We start from the raw sequence: 1,109 nt of genomic DNA on the forward strand, positions 1-1,109 counted from the left end.
GCGATCTGCTTCCTGTCGGGCGCCACGGTGGTCAGCAGCGAATGCGCGTACCGGGCGTCCTCGATGCCGTCGGAACCGACGACGGCTAGGGTCTTACAATTCTAAGGCATTAGTTTTTGTATTCAATGTTTATAGAAAGGGGGAGTGTTATGGATGAATTAACCAATGAAACGAAATTTGTTTTGCAAACTCTTTATAAAGAGTATTTAGATAGAAGTAACAATGGAATTTCTAAAATTCAAGCTAAAGAATTCAAGTATGCACAATTTGTTTATGATGAGTTGTTTTCAGAAATGCTTTACGATGATTTTTATAACTCTATAATGGAGCTAGATACTCAGGGGTTTTTAGACTGTACTTATGGAAACAACACTGCAACTCAAATATTTTTAACAAATAAATCAATTGTTGAAATGGAAAACAGATTTGCAAAAGACTTTAACAAAATCTTAGATTCTATCATTAAACTTAAGAGTTTAATTTTCTAACGTCCAGTCATTAGCTAGTAGGTCAGACTGCTTCGGATTCCAACGAACCGATAAACGTTCTGACCTTTTTTTATTTTCTCCCATTCCAAACATTAAGCAACAATCCGCCGTGTCGGTTGGTAAATACATAGTGCTTTGATGAGATTTTCGATAAATAGCTTTGTTGAGTTCTACTGATTTTTTCGTTGCTTCGATAATATCCATTTTCCACCTCCTAGCCCAATCGGGCTTTTTATTTTGTCAGTTCAACTGCTGCTTTATAAGCATTTGACCATTCATATAACTGAGGAATGAGCGAATTTTGAAGAAAATCTTTTGAGTAAACTGAGAGCTTTTCTTTATAAAATTCAACTGACTCTTGATAAACTACTTGCCCAAGATGATTAATTGTTTTTACTTGTTCCATTAGAACCTCCATTTGCCTGCGAGGGCTTTTTATTTGCCAAACTTGCTACTTACGTCGCGGTGGATACGTCGTGTACCGTCATTTGAGCCTGTTCCGTCCGCCGTACTGAATGCTCCATGTTTGTTCGCTTGTTTGACTTTATGAATTAATTATAACACCGATTTTATTCGGTGTCAACTATAAAAACGATTTTATTCGATATTTTTTAGCTTTTG

General features: G+C 36.4%; 3 protein-coding genes. 1 reads left to right on the top strand and 2 read right to left on the bottom strand.

Annotated features, from left to right (window positions below):
• Nucleotides 1-149: 149 nt before the first annotated feature.
• Nucleotides 150-488, top strand: coding sequence for a hypothetical protein (locus AB0N14_RS40305; RefSeq protein WP_312257949.1), 339 nt, complete (start codon nt 150-152; stop codon nt 486-488).
• Here AB0N14_RS40305 and AB0N14_RS40310 read toward each other — a convergent pair.
• Nucleotides 477-692, bottom strand: a complete 216-nt coding sequence (locus AB0N14_RS40310; protein ID WP_312257948.1) for an MW1434 family type I TA system toxin — start codon at nt 690-692, stop codon at nt 477-479. The two genes, AB0N14_RS40305 and AB0N14_RS40310, sit on opposite strands and share 12 nt — an antisense overlap.
• 28 nt (nt 693-720) lie before the next feature.
• Nucleotides 721-894 carry a putative transcriptional regulator gene (locus AB0N14_RS40315; RefSeq protein ID WP_014573167.1) on the bottom strand — a complete coding sequence of 58 codons (174 nt, stop codon included), beginning with the start codon at nt 892-894 and terminating at the stop codon, nt 721-723.
• Nucleotides 895-1,109: the final 215 nt, after the last annotated feature.

Origin of the sequence: Streptomyces sp. NPDC051104 (genome assembly GCF_040682835.1) — a bacterium.
GTDB lineage: Bacteria > Actinomycetota > Actinomycetes > Streptomycetales > Streptomycetaceae > Streptomyces > Streptomyces cynarae.